General features: G+C 76.0%; 16 protein-coding genes. 9 read left to right on the top strand and 7 right to left on the bottom strand.

Translation table 11 applies throughout. The features are described from left to right. The first annotated feature begins 37 nt into the window (after positions 1-37). Entirely contained in the window at positions 38-1,459 is a 1,422-nt protein-coding gene (locus F593_RS0106990; RefSeq protein ID WP_022928043.1) for a sugar porter family MFS transporter, read from the top strand. Between the two features lie 101 nt (positions 1,460-1,560). Here the strand turns inward: F593_RS0106990 and F593_RS0106985 are convergent, their stop codons facing one another. Genes F593_RS0106985 through F593_RS23145 form a run of 3 tightly spaced genes read right to left on the bottom strand, consistent with a single transcriptional unit; the run spans position 1,561 to position 4,171 of the window. After that, the gene (locus F593_RS0106985; RefSeq protein WP_022928042.1) at positions 1,561-2,412 is read right to left on the bottom strand and encodes a MetQ/NlpA family ABC transporter substrate-binding protein; all 852 of its coding nucleotides are present in this window, start codon (positions 2,410-2,412) and stop codon (positions 1,561-1,563) included. Positions 2,413-2,438: 26 nt separating this feature from the next. Next, entirely contained in the window at positions 2,439-3,119 is a 681-nt protein-coding gene (locus F593_RS0106980) for a methionine ABC transporter permease (RefSeq protein ID WP_022928041.1), read from the bottom strand. Then, the gene (locus F593_RS23145; protein WP_022928040.1) at positions 3,116-4,171 is read right to left on the bottom strand and encodes a methionine ABC transporter ATP-binding protein; all 1,056 of its coding nucleotides are present in this window, start codon (positions 4,169-4,171) and stop codon (positions 3,116-3,118) included. The genes F593_RS0106980 and F593_RS23145 overlap by 4 nt, the downstream gene beginning before the upstream one ends. Before the next feature lie 151 nt (positions 4,172-4,322). Here F593_RS23145 and F593_RS23140 point away from each other — a divergent pair, with 151 nt between their 5' ends. Genes F593_RS23140 through F593_RS23125 form a run of 5 tightly spaced genes read left to right on the top strand, consistent with a single transcriptional unit; the run spans position 4,323 to position 11,138 of the window. Further along, complete coding sequence (locus F593_RS23140; protein ID WP_022928039.1) at positions 4,323-6,668, top strand: VWA domain-containing protein; 2,346 nt, start codon at positions 4,323-4,325, stop codon at positions 6,666-6,668. Then, positions 6,665-7,264: a type 1 glutamine amidotransferase family protein gene (locus F593_RS23135; protein WP_022928038.1), complete on the top strand. Its 600-nt coding sequence runs from the start codon at positions 6,665-6,667 to the stop codon at positions 7,262-7,264. The genes F593_RS23140 and F593_RS23135 overlap by 4 nt, the downstream gene beginning before the upstream one ends. Next, positions 7,261-8,214, top strand: coding sequence for a precorrin-4 C(11)-methyltransferase (cobM, locus tag F593_RS23130; protein WP_022928037.1), 954 nt, complete (start codon positions 7,261-7,263; stop codon positions 8,212-8,214). The genes F593_RS23135 and cobM overlap by 4 nt, the downstream gene beginning before the upstream one ends. Positions 8,215-8,273: 59 nt before the next feature. Then, entirely contained in the window at positions 8,274-9,764 is a 1,491-nt protein-coding gene (locus tag F593_RS0106955; protein WP_022928036.1) for a carboxylesterase/lipase family protein, read from the top strand. 39 nt (positions 9,765-9,803) lie between these two features. Further along, positions 9,804-11,138 (top strand): cobalt-precorrin-5B (C(1))-methyltransferase, encoded by a 1,335-nt coding sequence (locus tag F593_RS23125; protein WP_022928035.1) that lies wholly within the window; start codon positions 9,804-9,806, stop codon positions 11,136-11,138. A gap of 108 nt (positions 11,139-11,246) precedes the next feature. Here the strand turns inward: F593_RS23125 and F593_RS23120 are convergent, their stop codons facing one another. From F593_RS23120 to F593_RS0106935, 3 genes are all read right to left on the bottom strand, one after another. Beyond that, positions 11,247-12,428 carry a CynX/NimT family MFS transporter gene (locus F593_RS23120; RefSeq protein WP_022928034.1) on the bottom strand — a complete coding sequence of 394 codons (1,182 nt, stop codon included), beginning with the start codon at positions 12,426-12,428 and terminating at the stop codon, positions 11,247-11,249. Positions 12,429-12,675: 247 nt separating this feature from the next. Then, a complete protein-coding gene (locus tag F593_RS0106940) occupies positions 12,676-13,224 on the bottom strand; it encodes a cysteine hydrolase family protein (protein ID WP_022928033.1) in 549 nt (182 codons plus the stop codon). Continuing rightward, entirely contained in the window at positions 13,221-13,880 is a 660-nt protein-coding gene (locus F593_RS0106935; protein WP_022928032.1) for a DJ-1/PfpI family protein, read from the bottom strand. The genes F593_RS0106940 and F593_RS0106935 overlap by 4 nt, the downstream gene beginning before the upstream one ends. Positions 13,881-14,091: 211 nt before the next feature. Between F593_RS0106935 and F593_RS23115 the strand changes: the two genes are divergently transcribed. From F593_RS23115 to F593_RS0106920, 3 genes are all read left to right on the top strand, one after another. Continuing rightward, complete coding sequence (locus F593_RS23115; protein ID WP_022928031.1) at positions 14,092-15,054, top strand: GlxA family transcriptional regulator; 963 nt, start codon at positions 14,092-14,094, stop codon at positions 15,052-15,054. Beyond that, on the top strand, positions 15,051-16,682 hold the full coding sequence (locus F593_RS0106925) for a glycerate kinase (protein WP_022928030.1): 1,632 nt from the start codon (positions 15,051-15,053) through the stop codon (positions 16,680-16,682). Before F593_RS23115 ends, F593_RS0106925 begins: the two co-directional genes overlap by 4 nt. Before the next feature lie 113 nt (positions 16,683-16,795). Beyond that, a complete protein-coding gene (locus F593_RS0106920; protein WP_022928029.1) occupies positions 16,796-18,343 on the top strand; it encodes an alkaline phosphatase D family protein in 1,548 nt (515 codons plus the stop codon). A 57-nt stretch (positions 18,344-18,400) separates the two neighbouring features. Here the strand turns inward: F593_RS0106920 and F593_RS0106915 are convergent, their stop codons facing one another. After that, on the bottom strand, positions 18,401-20,092 hold the full coding sequence (locus F593_RS0106915; protein ID WP_022928028.1) for an FAD-binding dehydrogenase: 1,692 nt from the start codon (positions 20,090-20,092) through the stop codon (positions 18,401-18,403). Between the last annotated feature and the right edge of the window lie 73 nt (positions 20,093-20,165).

Here is a 20,165-nt window from a genome sequence, read left to right as displayed (position 1 = left end):
ACAAGTGGCCGGGGAGGTCGGGGCGTAGGATCGCCGCATGTCGACCCCACCCCCCGAGACCGAGACCGAGACCGAGGAGCCCGACGACGACCTCCACGTCTCAAGGGTGGTCCTCACGTCGGGCGTGGCGGCGCTCGGCGGATTCCTCTTCGGCTTCGACTCCTCCGTCATCAACGGCGCGACCGCCGCGATCAAGGACGAGTTCGGCCTGGGCTCCTTCGTCCAGGGCTTCGTCGTCGCGATCGCGCTGCTCGGTGCAGCGGTCGGCGCCTGGTACGCCGGCCGGATCGCCGATCGCTACGGCCGCATCCGCGTCATGGTCATCACCGCCGGGGTGTTCATCCTCAGCGCCGTCGGGTCGATGCTCGCGTTCTCGTGGATCGACCTCGCGTTCTGGCGCCTCGTCGGCGGCGCCGCGATCGGGTCGGCGTCCGTTATCGCCCCGGCGTACATCGCGGAGATCGCGCCGGCCAGCCTGCGCGGCCGGCTCGGCTCGCTCCAGCAGCTGGCGATCGTCGTCGGCATCTTCGTCGCCCTGCTGTCGGACTACTTCATCGCCGAGGCCGCGGGCGGCGCCTCGAACGACCTCTGGCTCGGCCTCGAGGCGTGGCGCTGGATGTTCCTCGCGGGCGCGGTGCCGGCCATCGTCTACGGCGTGCTGGCCCTGCAGATCCCGGAGTCGCCCCGCTACCTCGTCGCCCACCACCGCGAGAAGGAGGCCCGCACGGTCCTCAAGCGGTTCGTCGGCGGCGACCCCGACAGCCGCATCCGCGAGATCGGGCGCACCCTGCGGGGCGAGGGTCAGATCCGCGTGCGCGACCTGCGCGGCCCGAAGTTCGGCCTGTTGCCGATCGTCTGGGTCGGCATCCTGCTGTCCGTCTTCCAGCAGGCCGTCGGCATCAACGTGATCTTCTACTACAGCTCCCAGCTGTGGCAGAGCGTCGGCTTCTCCGAGTCGGATTCCATGATCACGAGCGTCATCACGTCGGTCGTGAACATCGTCTCGACGCTCGTGGCGATCGCGCTCGTGGACAAGGTCGGCCGCAAGCCGCTGCTGCTCTTCGGCTCGATCGGCATGTTCATCACCCTCGGCGCCCTGGCGATCAACTTCGGCACCGCGCCGATCGTCGACGGCGAGCCGAGCCTCGAGGGCACCCGCGGCGTGATCGCGCTGATCTCGGCGAACCTCTTCGTCGTGTCCTTCGCGACGTCCTGGGGCCCGGCGGTCTGGGTGCTGCTCGGCGAGATGTTCAACAACCGCATCCGCGCGACGGCGCTGGCGGTCGCGGCCGCGTCGCAGTGGATCGCGAACTTCATCATCACGACGACGTTCCCGTCCCTGTCCTCCGTCTCGCTCGCGCTGGCCTACGGCCTCTACACCGCGTTCGCGTTCGTCTCGATCATCTTCGTCTGGAAGGCCGTGACGGAGACGAAGGGGCGCGAGCTCGAGGACATGTAGGGCGGAACGCAGAACGCCCGCCGGCGCCCCGGGAGTCCGGGGTGCGCGGCGGGCGCGGGTGCGGGGTCCGCCGTTCGCTGCTCGCGGACGGCGGGTGAGGACTAGAAGCTCGGGATGACCGAGCCCTGGTACTTGTCCTCGATGAACTTCTTCACCTCGGGCGAGTGCAGGAGCTCCTCGAGCTTCTGGACGCGCGGGTCGGACTGCTTGTCCTTCTGCACGACGACGAGGTTCGCGTTCGGGTTGTCCTTCGGCGACTCGAGGACGAGGGCGTCCTTCGCGGGCGTCAGGTCGGCCTCGATGGCGTAGTTGCCGTTGATGACCGAGATGTCGGTGTCGTCGAGCGTCCGCGGCAGGTTGGCCGGCGCGATCGTCTGGAACTTCAGGTCCTTCGGGTTGCTCTCGAGGTCCCGCGGCGTCGCGTTGGCGGGCGCGTCGGCCTTGAGCTTCACGAGGCCGGCCTGCTGGAGCAACTTGAGGCCGCGGGCCTCGTTGGCCGGGTCGTTCGACAGCGTCACGGTCGCGCCGCTGGGGACCTGCGCGATGTCCTGGAACTTCTTGGAGTAGATGCCGAGCGGCTCGAGGTGCACCGGCTTCAGGGCGACGAGGTCGTCGTAGTCCGGGTTGTCCTCCTTCTGCGCGTCCAGGTACGGGACGGTCTGGAAGTAGTTCGCGTCGAGCTGTCCCTCCTCGAGCGCCACGTTGGGCTGGATGTAGTCGTCGTACGTCTTGACCTCGAGCTTCAGGCCCGCCTTCTCGGCGAGGTTCTTCTGGACGAAGTCGAGGATCTCGGCGTGCGGGACGGGGCTCGCGCCGACCTTCAGCGGTGCGTTCGTGTCGGCCTTGGCGCCGGAGTCGGCGGAGCCCTCGTCGTCGGAGCCGCAGGCCGTCAGCCCGAGGCCGAGGAGGGCGGCGGCGACGAGCGCGAGGAGAGCGCGCAGGCGTACGTGCATGGGGTGGGTCTCTCTGTGAGGGAACGTCATCGGTGCGAGATGCGGCGGACCACGAGGTCGCCGACGAACTGGAAGATCTGGACGATCACCACGAGCAGCACGACGGTGGCCAGCATCACGTTGCCGTCGTAGCGGTTGTAGCCGTAGTCGATCGCGAGGGCGCCGAGGCCGCCGCCGCCCACGGTGCCGGCCATCGCGGAGAACCCGACGATGGCGACGAGGGTGATCGTGAGGCCGCCGACGAGGCCCGGCGCGGCCTCGCGCAGGAGCACCTTCGAGACCGTCTGTGCGCGGGAGGCGCCGGCGGCGCGGGCCATCTCGATGAGCTCGCGCGGGACCTCGCGCAGCGCGCCCTCGACGACCCGGGCGTAGAACGGGGTCATCGCCACGACCAACGGGACGATCACCGCCTTCGTGCCCAGCGACGTGCCGACGACGAGCCGCGTGAACGGGATGATCGCCGCGAGCAGCACGATGAAGGGCACCGAGCGGCCGATGCCGATGACCAGGCCGAGGACGGCGTTGACCGGCGGCAGCGGGCGGAGGCCGTCGCGGCCCGTCGTGTGCAGGAGGACGCCGAGCAGCAGGCCGAGGACGCCGGTGATGACCGTCGAGATGACGATCATCTGCATCGTCTCGCCCAGCGCGGGGCGGATCAGGGGCCACAGCTCGTCCCACGGGGTGGCGGCGGCGAGGGCGGGGCTCATGCGGACTCCTCGTCGGTCGGTGCGGGGGCCGCGACGAGGTCGGCGACCTCGGGCGGCGGGGCGGACTCCTCGGCGGTCGCCGCGACGCGCTCGGCGTGCAGGCCGCGCGGCGCGAGGCGGGGCGCCAGGTCGACGGCCGGATCGGCGACGGCGAGCGTGACGTGCCCGGCCGCGCGGCCGTCCACGGCCTCGACGTGCGCGCCGAGCAGCTCGACGGGCGTGCCGAGCTCCGCCTGCAGCGCGCCGATCCAGCCAGGGTCGACGTCGGTGCGGCCGTAGGTCACGCGCCACGCGGAACGGCCGGCGGCGTCGGCGGCGGGGCGCACGGGGACGAGGCCGCGGCCCAGAGCCGAGGCCGGGTCCGTGACGAGGTCGGCGATCGCACCCTGCTCGACGACACGGCCGTCGCGGAGCAGCGCGACCTGGTCGCAGATGTCGCGCACGACGTCCATCTCGTGCGTGATGAGGAGGATCGTCAGGCCCAGGTCGTCGCGCAGGCCCCGCAGCAGGGCGAGGATCGAGCGGGTCGTGTCCGGGTCCAGGCCCGAGGTGGCCTCGTCCGAGAGCAGCACGTCGGGGCGCAGCGCGAGGGCGCGGGCGATGCCGACGCGCTGGCGCTGGCCGCCGGAGAGCTGCGCGGGGTAGGCCGTCGCGTGGTCCGTCAAGCCGACGCGCTCGAGCAGCTCGGCGGTGCGCGTGCGGCGCTCGGCGCGCGCGACGCCCGCGAGCTCGAGCGGCAGCGCGACGTTCGCCTCGGCCGTGCGCGAGGAGAGCAGGCTTGCCGACTGGAAGATCGTGCCGATGCGGCGGCGCGCGGCCTGCAGGTCCCGGTCGCCGAGGGCCGTGAGGTCCTGGCCGGCGACCGTGATCCGGCCCGAGGTCGGGCGCTCGAGCAGGTTGACGCAGCGCGCCAGCGTGCTCTTGCCCGCGCCGCTGGGGCCGACGACGCCGGCGATGGCGCCGGTGTCCACGTGCAGCGTCACGCCGTCGAGCACGCGGGTGTCGCGGCCGTCGCGGCGGAAGGTCTTGGTCAGGTCGTCGACGTGGATCACGGTGAGGGGCGTCGCCACCGAGGCACCCCGGCCCGGGCGGGCGAGGCCCGCGGGCGACGGCGGCGAACCATAATGCCTGAATCCCGCGGGCTTTGAGGTGATTGGCGGCACGGAGGCCTTCTGCGGGTCCGCTGCTAGCGTCCGCTGCCCCTTGGTCCCGGCCCGCTTCCCCTTCACCGCCCTCGTCGGCCAGGACGACCTCCGGCGGGCGCTCCTCATCAACGCGGTGGCCCCCGACGTGGGCGGCGTGCTCGTGCGCGGCGAGCGCGGGACGGCGAAGACGACGGCCGTCCGCGCGCTCGAGACGCTGCTGCCCGCCGTCGACGTCATCGCCGGCGACCCGTACGGTGCGGCGCCGGACGAGGCCGACCGCTCCCCGAGCGCCGAGGCCGAGGCGTTCGTCGCGGACGGCCGCCTGGCGCGGGTCCGGGCCGGCGAGGATCCCGCCGGCATCGACGGCGTGCAGCGCCGGGCCGCGACGCTCGTCGAGCTGCCCGTCGGCGCGACCGTCGACCGCGTCGTCGGCACGCTCGACCTGGAGCGCGCGCTGCAGGACGGCCGCGCGGTGCTCCAGCCGGGGCTGCTCGCCCGCGCGCACCGGGGGATCCTCTACGTCGACGAGGTCAATCTCCTCGGCGACCACCTCGTCGACGTGCTGCTCGACGCCGCCGCCCAGGGCACGGCCGTCGTCGAGCGCGACGGCGTCTCGCTGCGCCACCCCGCGCGGTTCGTGCTCGTCGGCACGATGAACCCGGAGGAGGGCGACCTGCGGCCGCAGCTGCTGGACCGCTTCGGGCTCTCCGTGACCGTCGTCGGGTCGACGGATCCGGCCGTGCGCGCCGAGGTCGTGCGGCGACGCCTGGCCTACGAGGCTGACCCCCAGGCGTTCGTGGAGCGCTTCCGCGCGGAGGACGAGCGCGTCGCCGCCACGATCGCCACGGCCGCCGCGCTACTGCCCCGCGTGGTCCTCGGCGACCGGATGCTGCGGCTGATCACGGGTGCCTGCGCGCGCCTGGGCGTCGACGGGATGCGCGCCGACATCGTGGCCGCCCGCTGCGCCCGCGCGATCGCCGCGCTCGAGGGCCGCACCGACGTGGAGGAGCAGGACGTCCACGACGCGCTGCTCCTCACCCTCCCCCACCGCCGCCGCCGCGGCCCGCTCGACCCGCCCGGTCTGGAGCCGCAGGAGCTGGACGAGGCCCTGGAGCAGGCGAAGGACGACCTGCCGGACGACGCCCCGGAGGACGGGGACGCGGGCGACGGCGGGGACGCCGGCGACGGCGGTCCGGACGGCGGCCCCGAGGACTCCGGTCCCGCCGGCCCGGGCGCGTCCGGGCCCGACGGCGGCACCCCCGGGGACGGCTCCGGCCCCGACCCCGGCCCGCAGGGCGACGCGCCGCAGGGCACCGACGCCGGCGGGCGCCCCGACGACGCCGGGCGGCCCGACGACGCCCCGGGTACCGACGGCCCAGCCGCCGAGGCGGGCGACGCCCCGTCCGGCGACGCGGCCGAGCAGGCCACCGGGTCCGCGCCGAACGCCCCCGTCCCGCCCGGCGGGACCGAGGAGCGCCCCTTCCGCCCCGGCGCCGCCGCACGCGAGCGCACGGACGCTCCGGCCGGCGCGGGTGCGGGCTCCGGCGTCGGCTCGCTGCTCTCCCTCGCCCGCGGCGGACGCGGCGGCGTGGCCGGTCGCCGCGGCCGCACGAGCGGCGACCACGGACAGCCCGTCGACGTGCGCCTGCGAGAGCACGCCACGGACGACCTGGCCGTCCCCGCGACGCTGCGCGCGGCCGCGTTGCGCGGCGCGACGGCGGCTCGGACCGGACGCACCTCCGACGCTCCGGGCGCCGGCACGTCCCGCCCCCGCATCGACGTCCGGACCGAGGACCACCGCACGCCGATCCGCGCCGGCCGCGAGGGCACGCTGGTCGTCTTCTGCGTCGACGCCTCCGGCTCCATGGGCGCGCGCAAGCGGATGGTCGCCGTGAAGGACGCGGCGCTCGGCCTGCTCATGGACGCCTACCAGCGCCGTGACCGCGTGGCCGTCGTCGCGTTCCGCGGCGGACGGGCCGAGGTGGTGCTCGAGCCGACGAGCTCCGTCGAGCGCGCCGCGGAGCGCCTGCGCCGGCTGCCCACGGGCGGCGGCACCCCGCTGGCCGCCGGCCTCGGCGCCGCGACCACCCTCATCGCCGCCCACCGCCGCCGCGACCCGCAGCGCCGCTCCCTCTGCGTCGTCGTCACGGACGGGCGTGCGTCGGGCGGGAAGGCCGGGCTGCACGCCGCCGAGCGCGCCGCCGAGGGCCTCGGCCGGACCGCCGACGGCGTCGTCGTCTTCGACGCGGAGCAGGGGCGCGTGCGCCTCGGCCTCGGCCGCCGCATCGCCGACGCCGCCGGCGCCCGGCTGCTGCCCGTGAGCGTCCTGACCGGCGAGCCGGACCCGGCGACCCGCCGCCGGCCCGTCCCCTCGCGCATCCCCGTCGCCGGAGCCCCCGTATGAGCCCCCGTCCCGTCGTCGCCGTCGCGGGCGGTCCCGCGCTGCTCGACCCGCCGCGGCCGCTGCGCGAGGCGCTGACCGTCCTGGGCGCCGCGCTGCAGACCGTCGACCTGGCCTCGGACGCCGCGCTCCCCGACGACGCGGTCGCGTTCGTGCTCGGCGACGGTGCCCCGGTGCCGCACGCCGAGGGGCTTTCCGGCAACGCCGCGCTGCGGGCCTCCGTCGTCGCGCTGCACCGCCGCGGCGCGCCGATCGTCGCCGAAGGCGGCGGGGTGGCCTACCTGACCGAGCGCCTGGACGACCAGGCCATGTGCGACCTCCTGCCCGCCGTCGCCCGCGCCGGACGGGGCGGCGTGCCCGACGCCGTCGAGCTCACCGCCGCCGGCGACGGGCCGCTGCACCGCGCCGGGGAGCGCCGCGTCGGACGGCCCTCCGCCGCGATCGCCCTCGACGTCACCGCCGGCGACACGCCCGCCTGGAGGCTCGCGGGGCGCCCCGAGGGCTGGGCCGCCCCGGGCCTGCACGCGAGCCTGATCGTCGTCCCCTGGACGCTGGAGCGGGTCGCGCACCTGCTCGACGCCGCGGGGGTGCGCGCGTGAGCACGCCGGAGAACACCCCGGAGACGGTCGACGACCCCGCCGACGACGGCTCCCGCGGGCGGGTCGTCTTCGTCGGCGCCGGCCCCGGCGCGGCAGACCTCATCACGCTGCGCGGCGCGCGGGTGCTCGGCGAGGCCGACGTCGTCGTGTGGCCCCGCAGCCTCGTCCCCCCCGAGGTGATGGAGCACGCGCGCCCCGACGCCGAGATCTTCACGAGCGACGACCACACGCTCGAGGACGTCATCCAGCTCTTCGCGCGCGCACGCCGCGAGGGCCTGACGGTCTGCCGGCTGCAGTCCGGGGATCCGTCCGTCTACGCCACGCTGCACGAGCAGATCAACGCCTGCCGGCGGATGGACCTGCCGTACGAGATCGTCCCCGGCGTCGGCTCGCTCTCCGCGATGGCCGCGGCGCTCGGCCAGGAGCTGACGGTGCCCGAGGTGGCGCAGTCGCTCATCCTGACCCGCCGCGCCGTGCGCGTGCCGATGCCGGAGAACGAGCGGCTGCAGGACCTCGCCGCGCACGGCACGACGATGGCGCTCTACCTGTCCGTGCGCCGCCCCCGCGAGCTCGTCGCCGACCTCATCGCCGGCGGCTACGCGCCCGACGCGCCCGTGGCCATCGGCTACCGCGTCTCCTGGCCCGACGAGGTCCTGTTGCGCTGCCGCCTGGACGAGCTGGCCGCGACGCTCAAGGCGCACAAGATCACCACGCAGGCGCTGATCATCCTGGGGCCCGGGCTGGCCTCGGGCGAGGAGGAGCGGCGCTCCCACGTGTACCGGCCGACGTACGGGCACCGCTACCGGCGGCTCGGGAGCCCGGCGCGGTACAAGGACGGTGGGGCGAAGGCGGACGGTGAGGCCCAGACGGACGGCGGCGCCCAGGTGGACGCCGGCGCCACCGCCGCCGACCCCGGCGCGCCCGACGGGTCGGGTCCGACCCGCGGCTGACCGCCCTCCGCCGGGCGCGCCGCCCGCTCCGGCCGACCGTGACCGATAGCGTGGCGCCGATGAGCGAGGCTCCCGTCGTCGTCATCTCGAGCGGCGCCGTCCGCGGCGTCCGGGAGGGCGACGCCGACGTGTTCCGCGGCATCCCCTACGCCGCGGCGCCCGTCGGCCCCCTGCGGTTCGCGGAGCCCGCGCCGGCCCCCGCGTGGGAGGGCGAGCGCGACGCCACCGCCTACGGCCCCACGCCGGCCAAGCTGCCGCCGGTCCCGCCGTTCGATCAGATCCTCTCCGACCCGATCGTCCCGGGCGACGACGTGCTGAACCTCAACGTCTGGACGCCCCGCGCCGACCCGGACGCGCGCCTGCCGGTGCTCGTCTGGATCCACGGCGGCGCGTTCCGCGGCGGCACGGGCGCGGTCGAGTCCTACAAGGGCGATGCGTTCGCCCGCGACGGCGTGGTCTGCGTGACGATCAACTACCGCCTGGGCATGGACGGGTTCGGGCACCTGCCCGACGCGCCGGACAACCGCGGGCTGCTCGACCAGCTCGCCGCACTGGAGTGGGTCCGGCGCGAGATCGCAGCGTTCGGCGGCGACCCGGAGCGCGTGACGATCGCCGGCGAGTCGGCCGGAGCGATGAGCGCCGTGACGCTGCTGGCCGCCGAGCGCGGGCGCGGGCTGTTCCGCGGCGTGATCGCGGAGTCCGGGGCCGGGCAGCACGTGCAGACGCCGGAGAGCGCGACGCGGGTCGCGGCCGAGCTGGGCCGGCGCCTGGGCGTCGAGCCCACCGCCGCCGCGTTCGCGACCGTCCCCCTCGGCGAGTTCCTCGCCGCGCAGGGCGCGCTGTCCCTCGAGGTCTCGTCGTCGGACCGCGCGGCCTGGGGCGCCGTCGGGCTGGACGGCATGGCGTTCGAGCCGGTCGTGGCGGGCGACGTCGTGCCCCGCCGGCCGATCGAGGCGCTGCAGCAGGGTGCCGGCGCCGACGTCTCGCTGCTGATCGGGTGCAACGAGGAGGAGTACCGGTTCTGGCTCGTGCCGATGGGGATCCTCCCCCACGTGACGGCCGAGGCGATCCCCGCGACGGCGGCGGTCTACGGCGTGCCGGCCGAGGCGGCGGCCGCCTACGCCGACGAGGCCACCCCGGGCCAGGGCGTGGAGCAGGTCATCACGGATTGGTTCTTCCGCGTGCCCGCCCTGCGTGCCGCCGAGGCCCGCGCGGACGGCCCGGCGCCGACCTACGTCTACGAGTTCCGCTGGCGCTCGCCCGTGCAGGGCGGCGACTTCGGCGCGGCGCACGCCGTGGAGATCGGGTTCGCGTTCGACACGTTGGCCGTCGAGTCCGGCTGGGGCCTGGTCGGCCCCGACGCCCCGCAGGCGCTGGCCGACGAGATGCACGCCGCGTGGGTCGCGTTCGTCCGCGACGGCAACCCGGGCTGGGCGCCCTACGCCCCCGACGACCGGCAGGTGCGGATCTTCGGCGGCGCGGACGGCGCTGGGGCGGTCGAGGTCGACCCCCGCGGGGAGCGGCGGCAGGTCTGGGACGGGCTGCGCTGAGGGGGCGGCTCTCCCGGGCGCTACCGTCCGGGGGAGCCGATGGCCGAGCCCACCCCCCACGCCCCAGCGCAGGTCCCGTCCGCCGACGAGGCCCCGACCGCCGACGACGCGGTGACGAAGGCCCCGGCGACGGACGCCGACGACGAGGACGCCCCCACCGGCGGCGCCCCCGCCCAGCCCGACCGCCTCAGCTCCCGCCGCTCCTCGGACGGCCTGCGCACGGGTTGGACGACGGGGACCTGCTCGTCCGTGGCCGCGAAGGCGTGCGCGCTGCTCCTCGTCGACGGCGCCGCGCCCGACGAGGTCGAGGTCGCGCTCGTCCGCGGCGCCGGCCGGGCGCGGCTGCCCGTGCTGTCGTGCGAGCGGGTCGGGCCCGACACGGCGCGGGCCGTCGTGGTCAAGGACGCCGGCGACGACCCCGACGTCACCCACGGCGCGCACATCACCGTCACCCTCACGCTGCACCGCCGCGTGGGCGCCACGGACGGCGGCGGCACGGGCGCCGAGGCCGCGACGGGCGCGGGCGTCACGTTCGTCGCCGGCGAGGGCGTGGGCACCGTCACCCGCACCGGGCTGGGGCTCGACGTCGGCGGCCCGGCGGTCAACGCGGGCCCGCGCAAGCAGATCGCCGCCGCGCTCTCCGACGTCGTCGACCTGGAGCGCGACGGCGCGGTCGTCGAGATCAGCGTGCCCGGCGGGAACGACCTGGCCCAGAAGACGTCGAACCCGCGCCTGGGGATCGTCGGCGGCATCTCGATCCTCGGCACGAGCGGCATCGTCCGGCCCTTCTCGAGCGCCGCGTGGCGGGCGTCCGTCGGCCAGGCGATCGACGTGATGCACGCGCAGGGCATGGGCACCGCCGTGCTCACGACGGGCGGGCGCTCCGAGCGCTTCGCGCGCCGGCTGCTGCCCGAGCTCGATCCCGTCTGCTTCATCGAGGTCGGCGACTTCATCGGCTACTCCCTCAAGCGCGCCCGGACGCTCGGGCTCGACGAGGTCGTGATGGTCGGCATGGCCGGCAAGCTCGCGAAGGTCGCCGCCGGCGAGCTCATGACGCACTCCGCGCGGTCGAAGGTCGACCCCGCGTTCCTCGCCGACGTGACCCGCGCCGCCGGCGGCGACGAGACGCTGGCGGCCGAGGTCGCCACGGTGCGAACGGCGCGGCACGCGTTCGAACTGTGGGAGGCGCGCGGCCTGGCGCGCGCCACCGACCTCCTCTGCGGCCACGCCGAGGACACCATGGCGGGCTACATCAAGGGCGCGCTGCCCGTGCGGGTGATCCTCACGGACTTCGCCGCGGAGCGGGTGGCCGGGCGGTCGCCGCAGGCCGTCGCGCTGGCGGCGCGTGAGCTGGCGCCGCCGCCCGTCGACTGAGCGCAAGGGCTCCCCTCCGCCGTGCGCGTGCATGCCGCGTCGCCGGCCGGGGTATCTCTCCCCCGCGCCTCCTCCCGCGCCGCGCGGGAGGAGGAGAACTTCACCGGCTCAGGCCGCGCCGCCACGCACGAGGCGCGCGCGGCCGGCCAGGACCGCCACCGCGGTCAGCGGCACGAGCAGCACGAGCAGCACTGCGATCGACGCCTGCCAGTCGCCCGTGGCGTCGTGGAGCGCGCCGATCGCCAGCGGACCGAAGCCGCCGACGAGATAGCCCACGGTCTGCGCCATGCCGGAGAGCTCGGCGGTGTGCGCGGCGTCGGGTGAGCGGAGCACCATCAGCGTGAGCGCCACGCCGAGCGTCGCGCCCTGCGCCACGCCCATCAGGACCATCCACAGGAGGGCCCCTCCGACGGGCGCCGCCAGCATGCCGATCCACGCCGCGGCCCAGAACGCGACGCTGCCCACGCCCAGGCCGACCTGGCGGCGCATCCGCCCGGCGAGCACGGGCGCGGCCAGGGCGCTGCCGACCCCGACGACGTTCATGAGCGCCAGCAGCAACCCGGCGCGCTCCTGGGTCATGCCGTGGTCGACGAAGATCGTGGGCACCCACGCGGTGGCGGTGTAGAACTGGAGCGTCTGCAGGCCCATGAACCCCGTGACGGCCCAGGCGACCGGGTCGCGCCACAGGCCGCCAGCCATCGCCGCGTGCCCGTTCTGCTCCCCGCGGGCCCGCACGATCCGCACGACCGGCAGCCACGCGACCAGCGCCAGCACGACGGGGAGCACCCACGGGACGAGTCCGCCGCGCCAGTCCGTGCCGAGCGCGTCCTCGACCGGGATCGCCAGGCCGGCGGCGAGGGCCGCGCCGCCGGTCAGCGCCATCGCGTAGACCCCCATCGCGAGCCCGGCGATGTGCGGCAGGTCGCGCTTGATGACGCTGGGCACCAGGACGTTGCAGACGGCGATCGCCCCGCCGATGAGCACCGTGCCGCCGATCAGCAGCGCCGTGCCCGGCACCACCCGCACGACGATGCCCGCCGCCAGGACGACCATCGCGCCCGCGATGACCGCCTCGCCGCCGAACCGCCGCGCCAGCCGCGGCGCGAGCGGCGCCAGCGCCCCGAAGCAGAACACGGGGAGCGTGGTCAGCAGGCTCGCCTCCGCCCCCGACATGCCCGTGCTGGCCCGGATCTCGTCCAGGAGCGGCGAAACCGCGACGATCGCGGGGCGCAGGTTCAGCGTGACGAGGACGAGCGCCGCGAGCAGCAGCAGGGTGCGGACGCGGGTCACGCGCCACCCCGCGGACGACCGCGGCGTACGGCGCGGCGGGACGGGCGGACGGCTGGGCGGCGGCGAGAGACGGCGCGCATGGCCGCCACTCTGCCGCGTCCGGCCCCGGTCGCGCGGCGCGCCCCGCGGCCGGGTCGGCGGCCGTCCACGCCCCGCTCCCCCGGCCGGGGGAGCGCCCCGTCGGCGGGAGGCCGCGGGTGCCGACCGAGGGGCGCTCGCGGGGTGCCGACCGGAGGGGGCGCTCGCCCTAGCCCGTGACGACCTCGGCCGTGCTCACCACCCGGGCGAAGTGCCCGTCCAGGTTCGCGGCCGTCACGCGGGCGAGCAGGGCCGCGGGCAGGTCGGGGCCGCCGTCGGGGTCCGGCTCGTCGAACGTGTGGGTGGCGTCGCGCACGAACCGCACGTCGTAGCCGAGGTCGCCGGCCACGCGGGTCGTGGTCTCGCAGCAGCGGTTCGTCTGGATCCCGCACACGATCAGGTCGCGGATCCCCTGCGCGGTCAGCCAGGCGTGCAGGTCGACCTCGCCGTGGAAGGACGAGTGCACGTGCTTCGGCACCAGCAGGTCAGGCTCGACGCCGTCCAGGATCGGCTTGAACGCGTTGCCGGGGTGGCCCGGGGCGAGCGTCGACCCGGGCTCGATCGAGTCGTGGCGGACGAGGACGACCGCGTCGCCGCGCGCCTGGGCCGCGTCGATCAACGCCCGCACGTTGCCCTCGCACGCCGGGTTGTCGCGCGGCGGACGGGAGGCGTCGTCGAACCCCTGCTGCACGTCGATCACGATCAGGGCGGCGGTCATGCGGCCACCTCGCCGTCGATCACGAGCGGGCCGGTGCGGTCGTGCTCCACGCGCGCCGTCGCCGCGGCGGCGGCCTCGGCGCCGAGGTACCGCTCGACGAGCCGGATCGCCAGGTCGATGCCGGCGATCGGGCCGCCGGCGGTCACGACGTCGCCGTCGTCGACCACGCGCGCGTCGCGGACGTCGGCGCCCGTGGCCCGCAGGTCGTCGAGGGCCAGGCGGTTCGTGGTCGCCGGGCGGCCGCGCAGGACACCGGCGCCGGCCAGGAGCATCGCGCCGGTGCAGACGGACGCCAGAACGGTGCCGTCGGCGTGCAGGGCGGCGAGCCGCGGGGCGACGGCGGGGTCCTCCGTCAGGCCGCGCACGCCGGGGGTGCCGTCGAACCAGCCACCGCCGGGCACGACGAGCAGGCCGGGGCGCGCGCCGAACGTGCCGTCCGGGACGCCGAGGGTACCGTCGACGCCGAGCCGCAGCCCGTTCGCGCACCGGACGGTGGCGGGATGCGGGGCGGACGCGGCGCCGTCGACCGGCAGGACGACCGTGCGGACGGGGAAGCCCGCGGCGGCGAGGACCTCGAACGGGCCGACGACGTCGAGCTCGTCGGCGCCCTCGAACACGAGGATCTCGACGGTGGGTGGAGCGGCGGCGGAGGTCATGGGAGCATCGTGCGCCCGACGGGGCGCCGCCGCCAGTGGCAGGTTTGCCATGCATCGATAGGATCCTGCCACCGTGTCGTCCCCCGCCCGTCCGCCGAGTGCCCATCGGCCGCCCGCGCCCCGGTCGCCCGCGCCGCCGTCGCGCGCGCCCCGGTCCCCCGGGCCCCCGTCGTCCGCGCCGCGATCCCCGGCGCCGCGCCCCCACCGCGTCGTGGCGCTGCTGCAGCCCGGCGTGCTCCTGCTGGACCTCGCCGCGCCCACCCACGTCTTCGGGCACTGCGGCCCGCCCCACTACGCGTTCTCGATCGCCGCGCTGCGGGCGGGACCCGTGACCACGTCGACCGGGTTCGACGTCGTGGCCCCGCGCGGCATCGAGGCGCTGGAGGACGCCGACACGATCGTCGTGCCGGGCACGGTCCACCACGACCCGAACCCGGTGTACGTCGCCCCGCTGCGGGCGGCTGCGGCCCGGGGCGTGCGGATCATGTCGGTCTGCACCGGGGCGTTCGCGCTCGCGGCCGCCGGCCTGCTCGACGGCCGCCGGGCGACGACCCACTGGGACGCCTGCGCCGACCTCGCCGCCCGGCACCCGGAGATCACGGTCGAGCCGGGCGTGCTCTACGTCGACGAGGGCGACGTCCTCACGAGCGCCGGCGTCGCGGCGGGGATCGACCTCTGCCTGCACGTCGTCCGCCGCGACCACGGCGCCGAGCTGGCGGCCTCCATCGCCCGCCGCACCGTTGTCGCCCCGCACCGCGACGGCGGCCAGGCGCAGTTCGTCCGCCGCCCCATCGACGGCGGCGGGCCCGGCGAGGACGCAGCGCGCGCCCTCGCGGCCGGCCTCGAGCCGACCCGGGCCTGGGCGCTCGGGCGCCTGCGCGAGCCGCTGGACGTCGCGACCCTGGCCCGGCACGCCAACGTCTCGCCCCGCACCTTCGCCCGCCGGTTCCGCGAGGAGACCGGCACGACGCCCGCCCAGTGGCTGCTCGACCAGCGCACCCTCGCCGCGCAGGAGCTGCTCGAGTCGACCGACCTGCCCGTGGAGGAGGTCGCCGCCCGCTCCGGCTTCGGCAGCGCCGCCTCGCTGCGCCAGCACCTCGCCCGCCGCGCGCGGACGACGCCCACGGCCTACCGCCGGGCGTTCCGGACCACGGGGACCGAGGTCGTGGCGTGAGCCGCGGCGCGGACGAGGCCCGGACCGCCGACGGGCGGCCGCACGTCCTCGACGACGTGCTCCCCGCCGGCGCCCGCGTGCTCTTCTGCGGCACCGCCGCCGGGGCCGTCTCCGGACGGTTGGGCGCCCCGTACGCCGGGCCCGGCAACCGCTTCTGGCCGACGCTGCACGGCGCCGGACTGCTGCCCGCGCCGCTCGAGCCGCTCGCCTTCCGCGAGGCCGCGCGGTACGGGATCGCGCTGACCGACCTGAACAAGGCCGACTCGGGGTCGGACGCCGAGATCGGCACCGCCGGCTTCGACGCCGCGGCGGTCGCGCGCAAGGTCGCGGCGTGCGGCGCGCGCGTCGTCGCCTTCACGAGCAAGACCGCCGGGGCCACGGCGCTCGGCCGGCCCGTCGACTCCGGCCCCCAGCCCGAGCGGTTCGGCGGCGCCGAGGCGTGGGTGCTGCCCTCGCCGTCGGGCCGCGCGCGGCGGTTCTGGGACGTCGCGCCGTGGCGGGCGCTGGCGGCGCGCGTCGACGCGCTCGCCCCGGTGGTCCTGTGCGCGCCCGACAAGCTGCGCGGGGCGGTCGACGCCGCCGAGGCCGCGGACGCGCTCGCCCGCGGGGTGGTGCGCGCCAGCGGCTGGCCGCTGACCCTCCCGGTGGCCGACGGCGGCGAGGGCACCCTCGACGCCTTCCTCGCCGGCGGACGCGCGACGGCCGTGACGGTGCGGGCGCGCGACGCGCACGGGGCGCCGACGGACGCCCGCATCGCGTGGCTGGGCGGGGGCGACCTGATCGGCGGGACCGTCCTCGTCGAGGCGGCAGAGGCCATCGCCCTCGCGGCCGTCCCCGAGCACGCGCGGGACGTGGGGCGGGCGTCGTCGGCGGGCGCCGGCGACCTGGTGCGGGCGGCGCTCGACGGGGGTGCCGCGCGGATCCTCGTCGCCGTCGGGGGGACGGCCTCGGTCGACGGCGGCGCGGGGTTCCTGCGCGCCCTCGGCGCCGACGCCCCGGAGGACGGCGCCGGGCTGCTCCGCGACCCGCGTGGCGACCTGACGGGCGTGGACCCGCGACTGGCCGCCGTCGACCTCGAACTGCTCTACGACGTCGACGCCCCGCTCTGCGGCCCCGACGGCGCGGCACACCGGTTCGGGCCGCAGAAGGGCGCGACGCCCGACGAGGTCCCGGCCTACGACGCGGCGCTCCGGGCGTGGGCGCGGTCCCTCGGGGTCGACCCGGACCTCCCAGGCAGCGGCGCGGCGGGCGGCCTGGGGCTGGCGCTGCGGGCGGTCGGCGCGACCGCCCGGCCGGGTGCCGAGGCCGTGCTCGACCTCGTCGGCTTCGACGCGCTGGCGGCGTGGTCGTCGCTCGTCCTGACCGCCGAGGGCAGCGTCGACGCCTCGACGCTGCAGGGCAAGACCGTCGACGCGGTCGTGCGCCGGTCCGTCGCGGCGGGTACGCCCGTGGCGGTGCTCGGCGGACGGGTGGAGTCCGCCGCGGCGGCGCAGCTGCGGGCGCGGGGCGCGGCGGCCGTGACGCCGCTGGGCCCGGCCGGGCGACCGCTCGACGCAGCGCTCGCGGCGGCCGCGGCGGAGCTCGAGGACCGCGCGGCGGAGGCGGTCGCCGCGGCGACGGGCGCCTGAGGCCGCGCGTCCTTGCACGCACCAACGACCGCTTCACCGAATCGCCACAGCCTCGCCGCACGGGGCGCGCAGAGTCGGGGTCCCCCCATCGCAGTCGACCCAGGACTCCCCCCATGTCCACTCGTATCTCCCGCCGCGGCCTGCTGGCCGCGGGTGGCGCCGGCGCGGTCGCGCTCGGCACGAACGGCGTCTTCGCCGGCGCGGCCAACGCGACCCTCCCCCGCGGCGCCTACCCCTTCGTCGCCGGCGTCGCGTCGGGCGAGCCGGCCCCGGACGGCGTCGTCATCTGGACCCGCATCGCACTCGACGCCCTCGGCCGCGAACCGATCGGACGCCGCCGCGTGGTCGTCGGCTGGCAGGTCGCCGAGGACGAGGGGATGACCCGCGTCGTCGCCCGCGGCCTGCGGCTGGCGCGCCCGGAGGAGGGGCACTCCGTTCGCGTCGAAGTGGACCACCTACGGCCGGGCCGCGAGTACTGGTACCGCTTCTACGCGCACGGCCAGGCGAGCCCCGTCGGCCGCACGCGCACCGCGCCCGCGTTCCGCCGCTCCCCCAACAGCCTGCGGTTCTGCCTCGCGAGCTGCTCGAACTGGGAGGCCGGCTACTTCACGGCCTACAAGCGCATCGCCGAGGACGACCCGTGGTTCGTCGTCCACGTCGGGGACTACATCTACGAGGGCGGGCCGGGCACCACCGGCGTGCGGCAGCACTCCAACGCCGAGCCGATGGACCTGCCGAGCTACCGCGAGCGCCACGCGCAGTACAACTCCGACCCCGACCTGCTCGAGCTGCGGCGGCTGTTCCCGATCGTCGTCACCCCGGACGACCACGAGGTCGAGAACAACTACGCGGGCCTGATCTCGCAGGTCGACACGGAGCCCGACCAGGACCGGGCGGTGTTCGCCCAGCGCCGGGCCGCCGCCTACCGGGCCTACTGGGAGTTCATGCCGCTGCGCCACCCGCAGAGCCCGCGCGGCTCCGGCATGCAGCTGTACCGCGAGCTGCCGATGGGCGACCTGGCGAACTTCGTGGTCGCCGACACGCGCCAGTACCGGACGGACCAGCCCTACGAGGACAAGACCCCGTCGGACGGCCCGGAGATGGACGACCCCAACGCGACCATCCTCGGCCTCGCCCAGGAGGGCTGGATCGTCGACCGGATGAGCCGCTCGCGCGCGAAGTGGAACATCCTCGCCCAGCAGGTCCTGATGGCCTCGCGCGACCGGGTGCCCGGGGCCGAGAAGGGCTACTCCACGGACCAGTGGGACGCGTACCGCGCCGGACGCCAGCGGGTGCTGGACGGCATCGTCGACCGCGGCACGAGCAACCCCGTCGTGCTCACGGGCGACATCCACCAGCACTACGCCGCCGACCTGCTGCGCGACTTCTCCGACCCGTCCTCGCCCATCATCGGCTCGGAGCTGTGCGGCACCTCGATCACCTCGGGCGGCGACGGCAACGACGGCCAGGACGACCTGACCGAGAACCCCTGGATCAAGTACAACGCCAAGCGCCGCGGCTACGTGCGCGTGACGATGGACCGCCAGCGGCTCCAGGCCGACTTCCGGACCCTCAGCGCCGTGCGCACCCCGGACGCGCCCGCGACGACCGGGGCCACGTTCACGATCGAGGACGGGCAGCCGGGGCTACGGGCGGGCTAGCCCCGGCGCGCGGGGCCGCGACCGCGGGACGGGGCGCCGGGGCCAACCCGCCGCCCCCTACCCCAGGTCGCGCGCCAGCGCCCGCCCGGCCGTGCGCCCGGAGAACAGGCAGCCGCCGAGGAAGGTGCCCTCGAGCGCGCGGTAGCCGTGCATGCCGCCACCGCCGAAGCCGGCGACCTCGCCCGCGGCGTAGAGGCCGGGGACGGGCTCGCGCTCCTGCTCGCTCGCGCCGCCGCGCTCCGGTGCGCGCAGGACGCGGCCGTCGAGGTCGGTGTGCAGGCCGCCCAGGGTCTTGCGGGTCAGGACGGAGAGCTTGACGGCGATGAGGGGGCCGTTCTCCGGGTCCAGCAGGCGGTGGGGCTTGGCGACGCGGGTGATCCGGTCCGCCAGGTACTTGCGGGCCCCGTGGATCGCGGTGAGCTGCAGGTCCTTCGTGTAGGCGTTGCCGACCTCGCGGTCGCGGGCCATGATCGTGCGCTCGAGCTCGGCGGCGTCGATCAGCGGCGTGTCGGTCTTGGCGTTCATGCCGCGCACGAGGGCCGCGAGGTCGCGCTCGACGACGAAGTCCGCGCCGCGGTCCATGAACGCCTGGACCGGCGCGGGCGGCCCGGACGCCACGCGGGTCTTCAGCGTCTCGCGGATCGACTGGCTCGTAATGTCGGGGTTCTGCTCCGAGCCCGAGAGCGCGAACTCCTTCTCGATGATCTTCTCCGTCAGCACGAACCACGTGTACTCGTGGCCCGTCCCCATGATGTGCTCGAGCGTGCCGAGGGTGTCGAAGCCCGGGAACAGCGGCACCGGCAGGCGCTTGCCCGTCGCGTCGAGCCAGAGGGAGGAGGGTCCCGGGAGGATCCGGATCCCGTGGTTCGTCCAGATCGGGTCCCAGTTGTGGATCCCCTCGACGTAGTGCCACATGCGGTCGGGGTTGATCGTCTCCCCTCCCGCGGCCTGCGTGATCTCGACCATCCGGCCGTCGACGTGGTCCGGCACCCCCGAGATCATGTGCTTCGGGGCCGTTCCCAGCCGCGCCGGCCAGTTGCGGCGGACGAGCTCGTGGTTGGCGCCGATCCCGCCCGAGGTGACGAGTACCGCCTGCGCCCGGACCTCGAACTCGCCGACCTCGGTGCGCGAGCTCTTCGCCCCCCGCGCGACGGAGCTCGGCTCGAGCACGGCCCCGCGCGCGCCGACGACGGCGCCGTCCTCCGTGAGCAGCTCGTCGACCCGGTGGCGGAACCGCAGCGTGATCAGGCCCCGCGTCACCGCCGCGCGCACCCGCGCCTCGAACGGCCGCATCACCGCCGGGCCCGTGCCCCACGTGAGGTGGAACCGCGGGACGGAGTTGCCGTGGCCCTCCGCGTCGTAGCCGCCGCGCTCGGCCCAGCCGACCTGGGGCATCACCTTGATGCCCTGTTCCGTCAGCCACGCGTGCTTCTCGCCCGCCGCCCAGTCGACGTAGGCCTCGGCCCAACGGCGCGGCCACAGGTCCTCCGGGCGATCGAACTTCGCGGTGCCCAGCCAGTCCTGCCAGGCGAGGTCGCGAGAATCCTTGATCCGCATCCGCCGCTGCTCGGGCGAGTCGACGAGGAACAGCCCGCCCAGCGACCAGAACGCCTGGCCGCCCATGCTCTGCTCCGGCTCCTGGTCGAGCAGCACGACGCGGCGCCCCGCGTCGGCCAGCTCGGCGGCGGCGACGAGCCCCGCGAGACCCGCCCCGATCACGACGACGTCGGCCTGATCCTGATTCGGCATGCGGGCATCCTCGCGTGTCGGCGACGCGTTGTGTGACGGCGGTTCGCGGACGGCGCCGCGGCGGCGTCACGCT

This window comes from Patulibacter americanus DSM 16676, from assembly GCF_000420025.1.
Lineage (GTDB): Bacteria > Actinomycetota > Thermoleophilia > Solirubrobacterales > Solirubrobacteraceae > Patulibacter > Patulibacter americanus.
Note: the sequence above shows the minus strand (reverse complement) of the source record. Positions and strands in the feature narration are given on the sequence as shown.